The following is a 2282-nucleotide window of genomic DNA, read 5'->3' as shown; positions in this document are numbered from 1 at the left end:
TTTTCAGCTAGCTTATTCTCAATCAGCTTATCCGCACGGTGACGTGCTTTACAGTTTTTGCAATCGATCATTGGATCGTTGAAATTACCTACGTGACCTGAAGCTACCCAAGCCTGTGGGTTCATCAGGATGGCAGCGTCAAGACCCACGTTGTACGGGGATTCCTGAACGAATTTTTTCCACCAAGCACGTTTGATATTATTCTTCAATTCAACACCTAACGGACCGTAATCCCATGTGTTGGCCAAACCGCCATAAATTTCGGAACCTGGGAAAACAAAACCTCTGTGCTTTGCTAATGCGACAACTTGATCCATCGTAACACTCATTGTTCATTCGCTCCTTCAGCTTATCATAATGGGGCTAAGCCCTAAGACGTCCGTTTGGATATGAGCACGCAAAAAAAGCTCCACATCCAAAGGCATCAAATCATGCCTAGGGACGAGAGCCTTACGCACCCGCGGTTCCACCCTAGTTGATACACCTGTAAAAGCCATGTATCCCCTTTATCGTATCGGCTCCGGATAGCCTTTTCCTTGAGCTTCTGTCTGGGCTCTCACCGTCCCCAGCTCGCTGAACAAGAAGTTGTTCAAGTACTATTCATCCCTCACTGCCGCAATTGATCATTCAATTGGCTTTAGTTTACAGAAAAACCGACAAAAAATCAAATACCTACAGCCTAATTCAAAAAAAATTAATACAAATGCGGACGGCGGTCMTCAAAAACTGGGATTTTAGCCCTTACACGCACAACTTCCTCAAGATCAATGGTTGCATGCAAAATGGCTTCGCTTTCGTCGCCTTCCACAAGCACTTCGCCCCAAGGGTCAATAACCATGGAATGCCCAAAGAAGCTCGTTGTACCGCTCGTTCCGACACGGTTGCAAGAAACGACGTACATCTGATTCTCAATCGCTCTAGCCATGAGCAGCGTACGCCAGTGATGCAATCGCGGATGCGGCCACTCTGCAGGTACGAATAAGATTCTAGCTCCATCCAGCGCTAATTTGCGCGCCAGCTCCGGGAAGCGAATATCGTAGCAAATCATTGCGCCAGCCGGTACGCCTTGGAGCTCAAATCGGCCAAGCTGGTCACCGCTGTGCAGAAACTTTTCTTCGTCCATTAAGCGGAATAAATGAATCTTGGAATATTCCGCAATTTCCATTCCTTCGCGATCGAACGCATAAATCGTGTTCAGCACACGGTCTTCCTTTTTATCGGCAATCGAGCCGCCAATAATATTCACATCGTTCGCTTTGGCAAAACCGCTCAAGAGCGCTTTAGTCCGTTCCCCATTCACATCTGCAAGCTGCTGAATCTCAGTTAAGGCGTAGCCGGTATTCCACATCTCAGGAAAAACAATGACATCCGGTTTGGGATTATTTTGTACGGCATCTTGGAGAAGTTTCTCCAATCGTGTAAAGTTCGTATCTGGCTCACCGATCGTGATATCCATTTGAATGAGTGCCACATGAAGCTGTTTGGATTCTGACATGCTGTAAATACTCCTTCCAGAGGGCAATAATAGTCATTTATGCTATCCATCATAATCGAAAATCGTTTTGAACCCAAGTGCGGACTTAAGATGGCCTGAAAGCTTTCGATTGTCCTCTTGCAATACTGAGTGTTTTCCAACTTTGGCTGGCCCAGTGTTTGCTCAGGAGCACAATTTGTCCCACATGATAGCCATAATGAGACACCTGACGCTGAATGCCTTGAATGACAGTAAGCTCTTGCCCGCGAATGCGAATGATGCGAAGAAGATCCTCTGAAGTAAGCGAGTGTAGCGCTTCAAACAACGCTTTCCACCCATCTTCCCACAAAGAAATAAGCTCCTCCCGCGAGTGACGGCTGCTTTCAAATTCCTTATCGCGCTCCCGCGAATCCTTTTCCCCGTCCGTTGTCAGAAAATCGACCCAACGGGATAACATATTCCCATGCATGTGTTTGATCAACACTTCCAGAGAGTTCGACTCTTCATCTAAGGTTTGATAAAAATGCTCGTCCGCAGCTTGCGCAAATGCTTGATCCGCCAGTTTCTTCATACTTTCAAAAGCTCGAATCGACTCCTGCAAAAAAACTTGAGCAACTTGTGATTGGTCAGACATGGCTCTCATCACCTTCCACTGCTTTTGAACTAACTGTATGACAAGGCTAGAGCATTGTAAAATCGTTTTTTTTCATCACTATGAAAAAAAGACTAATCATGTTACATTTAGGTTATTATTTAAAATCCCGACCTCCGGAGTGTGAATTAAAGACGTGACTACACTATCTTCAAA

The 2282-nt window shown here is 45.6% G+C and carries 2 protein-coding genes and 1 pseudogene; all 3 read right to left on the bottom strand.

The genetic code is table 11. From position 1 onward, the window contains the following. Positions 1–329: pseudogene (locus AC1DUA_RS34400) on the bottom strand (glycine--tRNA ligase); the annotation flags it as partial. 365 nt (positions 330–694) lie between these two features. Next, positions 695–1495, bottom strand: coding sequence for a carbon-nitrogen family hydrolase (locus AC1DUA_RS34395; protein WP_477504013.1), 801 nt, complete (start codon positions 1493–1495; stop codon positions 695–697). A gap of 85 nt (positions 1496–1580) precedes the next feature. After that, the gene (locus AC1DUA_RS34390; RefSeq protein WP_477504012.1) at positions 1581–2108 is read right to left on the bottom strand and encodes a DUF1572 family protein; all 528 of its coding nucleotides are present in this window, start codon (positions 2106–2108) and stop codon (positions 1581–1583) included. Positions 2109–2282: the final 174 nt, after the last annotated feature.

Source organism: Paenibacillus sp. 01T422, from assembly GCF_056398785.1.
The sequence above is the reverse complement of the archived record's forward strand: the minus strand, read 5'-3'. Positions and strand labels throughout refer to the sequence as shown.

Coding starts and splice junctions, on each gene's coding strand:
- AC1DUA_RS34390 (WP_477504012.1), bottom strand. CDS start 2,108: ATGTCTGACCAATCACAAGTTGCTCAAGTTTTTTTGCAGGAGTCGATT.